The sequence below is a fragment of the Mesorhizobium sp. M7A.F.Ca.CA.002.04.1.1 genome (assembly GCF_004022805.1).
Taxonomy (GTDB): domain Bacteria; phylum Pseudomonadota; class Alphaproteobacteria; order Rhizobiales; family Rhizobiaceae; genus Mesorhizobium; species Mesorhizobium ciceri.
The window spans coordinates 1-5,198 of sequence record NZ_RZPL01000393.1; the positions used below are offsets into that span (position 1 = coordinate 1).

Here is a 5,198-nt window from a genome sequence, read left to right on the forward strand (position 1 = left end):
CCTACCCAGGGCACCAAATGCAAGCTGGACAAGCTCCGGAATGGCACAGCAACGGCACCAAAGCGATTTGAGCGCCGAATCCAGGTCGGCAAGGCAAGGTTCGCGCATCCTCATTGTCGAAGACGATCTGGAGATCGCACGCATGCTGGGCGACACGCTCACCGACAACGGCATGACTGTGGAAATTGCCGAGAGCGGCGTCCAGATGAATGCCGCGCTTCGCACCCAGAAATTCGATCTCATCGTGCTCGATGTCATGTTGCCGGGCGAAAACGGTCTCAACATCTGCCGCCGCCTTCGTGCCGCAACCAACATTCCGATCCTGATGCTGACCGCGCTCGGCGAGGAAATCGACCGCATCTTCGGGCTGGAAATCGGCGCGGACGACTATGTGACGAAACCGTTCAGCGCGCGTGAACTGACGGCCAGGATACGGGCGCTGCTGCGCCGTACAGCCTATGATCCCGACGAGCGGGACTGGTCGAAGGTACTTCGTTTCAACGGCTGGCGCCTTGATCCCATACGCCGGCAATTGCATGACCCCAACAATGCGCGGGTGACGACCACGACGCATGAATTCGACCTGTTGCTTGCGTTTTGTCGCAATGCAGGCCGGGTTCTCTCTCGTGAGGAACTTCTGGGCGTAACCCATGCCGGGCTCGCGGGGCCGATCGAGCGTAGCGTCGATGTCCATATCAGTCGAATCCGCAGGAAGATCGAAAAGGATGCGCGCGATCCGGTGCTTTTGAGGACCGTTCGGTTGGGTGGCTACATCTTCACCGCGACGGTGGAGGAAGCATAAGGGATTTCATCCGCCGTTTCTTGCCACAGTCCGTGCGTGGGCAGTTTGTGGCAATCATTTTCATCGCGGTGATCGTGATCATGTTCGTCGGTTCGGTCGTCGAGAGTTTCATAGAGAACGCCGATCTTCCCGCCGCGGAAGATAACGCCGGGCGTGCGGCCGTTGTTGCTGCCTTGTTGCAAGAAACGCCGGCGCAGGCGCGTGGCGCAATTCTGGCGACAGCAAAGCGGGCCGGCTTTGATTTCGAGATATTGCCCAAGGACCGGATAACCGGCATTCCCCAGTCCTATCTGCAATGGCGAAGTGTCGAATGGCTTTTGCGTATCGACAGGGGGACGGTTGAGGGACGCTGGATAAGGATCGGCGGCCGATACGCGTTTGTCATCGACCTCGACCAGCAGGACGTCCTGGCCCATTTCGGCATGCCCGATTCCTGGCTGACATCGGGCCTCGTCCGTGCCTCGTTCTACAGGTTCATGGCTTTCGTTGCCTTGCCCGTGCTGATCTGGCTGTTTGCGGTTTGGGCCGTGACGGATCCGTTGAAGCGCATCTCGGCGGCAGTCGGTTCGGCCGAGATCGAGAATGGCGACCAGCTCTTCGTCGAACACGGCTCCATTGAAATGGTGGGGTTGGCGCGCGCCCTGAACAGGATGAGGACGCGTATCCGCACGATGATCGAAAACCGCACGCGCATGTTGCGCAGCGTCAGTCATGATCTGCGCACGCCTTTGACGCGGCTGCGGCTTCGCGCCGAGCGCATGGATGATGGCCCAATCCGAACCGCAATCCTGTCCGATGTCCAGCACATCGAAATCTTGATCGATGAGACCCTTACCTACCTGCGCAACGATGTTTCGACGGAGAAGCTGCAGCGCGCCGATATTGCCAGCGTTCTGCAAACCGTCTGCGCCGAATTCTCCGATGTCGGATTTCCTGTCTCATATTCCGGGCCGGACCGGCTTCTGGGCTGGTGCAAGCCCAATGCATTGGCGCGTGCGATCGCCAATCTTTGCGACAACGGGGTCAAATTCGCTGGCAATGTCACGGTCGCCTTGACGGCGACCGGCACGGCGGCGCGCATCACGGTAGGGGACGACGGGCCGGGTATTCCGATGACGGCACGTGCCCGTGTTTTCGAACCATTCTTCAAGGAAGATGCGTCGCGCGGCATTGCGTCGAAGCATGGCTTCGGTCTGGGCCTCTCGATCGTTGCCGACATCGTCCAGGGGCACGGCGGCAGGATCGAATTGGAGGACAACCAGCCCAGCGGACTGGTCGTTACCATCGACCTGCCGAATGCCGCGGATGTGCAGTCGGCATAGACGGCCTCCCGCCGGGTAAGGTGCGCTCTAAGCCGGCAGGCCGGGGCGATCGAGCTTTTTGGGCGACAGCGTGAAAATCTCGCACCCTGTGTCGGTCACGCCGATCGTGTGCTCGTACTGCGCCGACAGCGAGCGGTCGCGCGTTACCGCGGTCCAGCCATCCGACAGAACCTTCACGTGCGGCCTGCCCAGATTGATCATCGGCTCGATGGTGAAGATCATGCCTGGCCGCATCTCGACGCCTTCATTGGCGCTGCCGTAATGCAGGATGTTCGGCGCGTCATGGAACAACTGGCCGACGCCGTGGCCGCAGAAGTCGCGCACCACCGAGCAGCGCTCGCCTTCGGCAAGGGTCTGGATGGCGGCGCCGATGGCGCCGGTGCGGGCGCCCGGCCTGACCGCCGCAATGCCGCGCATCAGGCATTCATGCGTGACTTCGAGCAGCCGCTCGGCGGCGCGCTTGATCGTGCCGACCGGATACATGCGCGAAGAATCGCCGTGCCAGCCGTCGAGGATGTAGGTGACGTCGATGTTGACGATGTCGCCATCCTTGAGCGGCTTGTTGTCGGGAATGCCATGGCAGACGACATGGTTGATCGAGGTGCAGGATGATTTCGTGTAGCCGCGATAGTTGAGCGTCGCCGGCAGCGCGCCGTGGTCCATGCCGAATTCGAAGACGAAGCGGTCTATTGCTTCGGTGGTGACCCCGGGCTGGACCATCGGCACCAGCTCGTCGAGGCAGCGCGCGGTGAGATCGCATGCCTTGCGCATGCCGGCAAAGCCGTCCTCGCCATAGAGGCGGATCTGGCCGGTATTTCTGAGCGGGGCCGTGGCAGCGTCGAGATAGGTGACCATTTTGTCCGTGTAGCGGGTAGGGCCCTGCAAGAGAGCCGACGTGAAGATCTCCCCAGATTTGGCACTTGAGGGCAAAAGGTTCAAGGAAGAACTGCCCGATGCACCCGCACAGTTCGAGATATTCGCCTTGCATGGGCGGTTCAGCGACCCAAGTGACGACACATTTCTGGGCCAAAAGCCGGTCAAAGCAACTTTTGACGACGAACGGCGTTGCTGCGGTGGCGCCAGTTCGGGAGACAGGAAATGGACAGACTGCAATTCGAGGTGCCGGTGCGCATAGCGCCCGCGCCCGGCCTGCCGGTCGAGGAGATCTACGGCGTCGAACAGGCGCTCGATTTTCTCCAGGACTGGCCTGCGCGCCGTCAGGGCCCGATCTACCAGAAAGCCTTCAACGCCTGCTTTGGGGCCACGGTAGACGTGGTCAAGACCGAGGATGCTTGCCGGGCGTTCATGGCGTTTTGCCGGGCCAGCGGACTGATGGCCAGGGATATGATGACGCCGCGCAAGCGCGGCGGTGAGGCGAGGGCGCTCCAGGCCTAAGGGCCGCCGCCGTTTCGCCTGCCCCCCACTGCAACCAATGAAGCGCGTTTGACGCACAGGCGATGTCGCGAGCGTATCGTTGCGTCCCCGCACCCACGTCAGCGCCGTTAAGCTTCCGTTTCCACCTTCCCGGCTACGCCATTGCTTGTTGGCAATGGTTGATTCGTTGCGTCAGTCTCATGGTTCGGAAGATGTCCCCAGAAAAAATCCGTGCATTCCCGATCGACCGTCAGGTATTCTTGGTCAGAGAGGTTGCTGCCAAGCTCGGCAACCTGCATGGCGAGACCGCCACCTCGTTCTGGAGGGCCAAGGCGTCGGAGTTGCTCGATCTTGTGGTCGGCTCCGGCAGGGACAGAACAGCAGCCAGCGATGAAGTGCGCAGGTTTTTCCAAGCCGTGCAAAGAGAGATGTCGGCCGGGGTGGTTGCGGAGCCGATGCCGATTCTTTCCGCTTGAAGAAAATCCTGCACAGCTTTGGCTTCCCACTGCATTCTCCAACAGTGCGAGCAGCAACACATCGGTGTTTGCTGCCTTCGACGGCAAGTTCGCTGATCGGGTGCGAACCCATGGCTGCCTATCGCAGGCGGATGCTCTAGGACATCGATGCTCTCTCTCGCCGCCTCCCGCTGGCCCTAGCCCTTCTCGCTTGCCAGGAAGTGCGCTCGCGCGTTGATCAGCCAGCGAAGCACTTCTTTTTTGAAGCCAATGGACCACTGCTCAAAAATGCACCGAACTTTTTAGCCATTCGTTCATTTATGCGTGCTTTCTAATCTAAGCCATGGCCTTGAATAGCTTCACCCGTGTTCGGCTTGTAATGGACGCCATGCGCCGGAGCACGGGCGCAAATGTCGCCACCATTTTTGCCCTCACCTTGCCGGTCGTTGTCGGCGCTGCGGGCTTCGGCGTCGAGACCTCCTATTGGTACTACAACAGCCTGAGATTGCAGGCGACGGCCGATGCAGCCGCCTATGCCGGAGCGCTCGAACAGATTTCGGGTTCCGACAAGCCGACGATCGTCGCGGCTGCGACCCAGTCCGCGGCGTCGAACGGGCTGGGCTCGGGCACGATCGTCGTCAATACGCCGCCCGCGTCCGGACCGAATACGGCGAAAAAAGCGGTCGAGGTGATCGTCGGCCAGAAGCTCGACCGGATGTTCACCCTGATCTTCACACAGGAAAAGGTTCCCGAACAGGCGAGGGCGGTGGCCGTCATTACCGATGCCTCGAGTGCTTGCATGCTCGCGCTCGATCCGTCCGCGTCGCAGGCGGTGCTGTTTTCCGGCAGCACCAGCGTTAAGCTCACCGGCTGCTCGGTCATGTCCAATTCCATCGCCTCCGACGCCATCAAGCTTCAGGGCGCGGCCGGTCTGCAGGCCGATTGCCTGATATCGGCGGGCGGTGTCTCTCTCAGCAATCCCGTCACCACCGTCTGCGCGGCCCCGATCACCCAGGCACTGCCCGCCGGCGATCCCTTTGTCGACCTGCCGGCCCCGGTGGCCGCGACCCCCTGCCTGAACGACAACAAGGCGACGCTCGGTCCAGGCACCTATTGCAGCGGCATGAACCTGAAGGGCAACGTCACGCTTTCGCCCGGCGTTTATGTCGTCCAGGGCAATCTCAAGATAAACGCCAACGCGGCCATCACCGGCGCCGGGGTGACCATCTTCATGTCCGGCAGCTC

At 61.2% G+C, this 5,198-nt stretch carries 7 protein-coding genes; 5 read left to right on the plus strand and 2 right to left on the minus strand.

The window, feature by feature from the left end; translation table 11 throughout:
• Positions 1-40: 40 nt before the first annotated feature.
• Positions 41-802, plus strand: coding sequence for a response regulator transcription factor (locus tag ENZ75_RS19900; RefSeq protein WP_063167867.1), 762 nt, complete (start codon positions 41-43; stop codon positions 800-802).
• Here the strand turns inward: ENZ75_RS19900 and ENZ75_RS35185 are convergent.
• Positions 769-1,218, minus strand: coding sequence for a hypothetical protein (locus ENZ75_RS35185; RefSeq protein ID WP_245441331.1), 450 nt, complete (start codon positions 1,216-1,218; stop codon positions 769-771). The two genes, ENZ75_RS19900 and ENZ75_RS35185, sit on opposite strands and share 34 nt — an antisense overlap.
• Positions 1,219-1,224: 6 nt before the next feature.
• Between ENZ75_RS35185 and ENZ75_RS19905 the strand changes: the two genes are divergently transcribed.
• On the plus strand, positions 1,225-2,124 hold the full coding sequence (locus ENZ75_RS19905) for a HAMP domain-containing sensor histidine kinase (protein WP_245441330.1): 900 nt from the start codon (positions 1,225-1,227) through the stop codon (positions 2,122-2,124).
• 27 nt (positions 2,125-2,151) lie between these two features.
• On the opposite strand, the gene map is transcribed toward ENZ75_RS19905, so the two are convergent.
• On the minus strand, positions 2,152-2,979 hold the full coding sequence (gene map, locus ENZ75_RS19910) for a type I methionyl aminopeptidase (protein WP_128278261.1): 828 nt from the start codon (positions 2,977-2,979) through the stop codon (positions 2,152-2,154).
• 243 nt (positions 2,980-3,222) lie between these two features.
• Between map and ENZ75_RS19915 the strand changes: the two genes are divergently transcribed.
• The 3 genes from ENZ75_RS19915 to ENZ75_RS19925 all read left to right on the plus strand — a co-directional run.
• Positions 3,223-3,519, plus strand: coding sequence for a DUF982 domain-containing protein (locus ENZ75_RS19915; RefSeq protein WP_013532001.1), 297 nt, complete (start codon positions 3,223-3,225; stop codon positions 3,517-3,519).
• 191 nt (positions 3,520-3,710) lie between these two features.
• The gene (locus tag ENZ75_RS19920; RefSeq protein WP_013532000.1) at positions 3,711-3,974 is read left to right on the plus strand and encodes a DUF6074 family protein; all 264 of its coding nucleotides are present in this window, start codon (positions 3,711-3,713) and stop codon (positions 3,972-3,974) included.
• 322 nt (positions 3,975-4,296) lie between these two features.
• Positions 4,297-5,198, plus strand: a 902-nt coding sequence (locus ENZ75_RS19925; RefSeq protein ID WP_164887879.1) for a pilus assembly protein TadG-related protein, incomplete at its 3' end; no start/stop codon positions are given.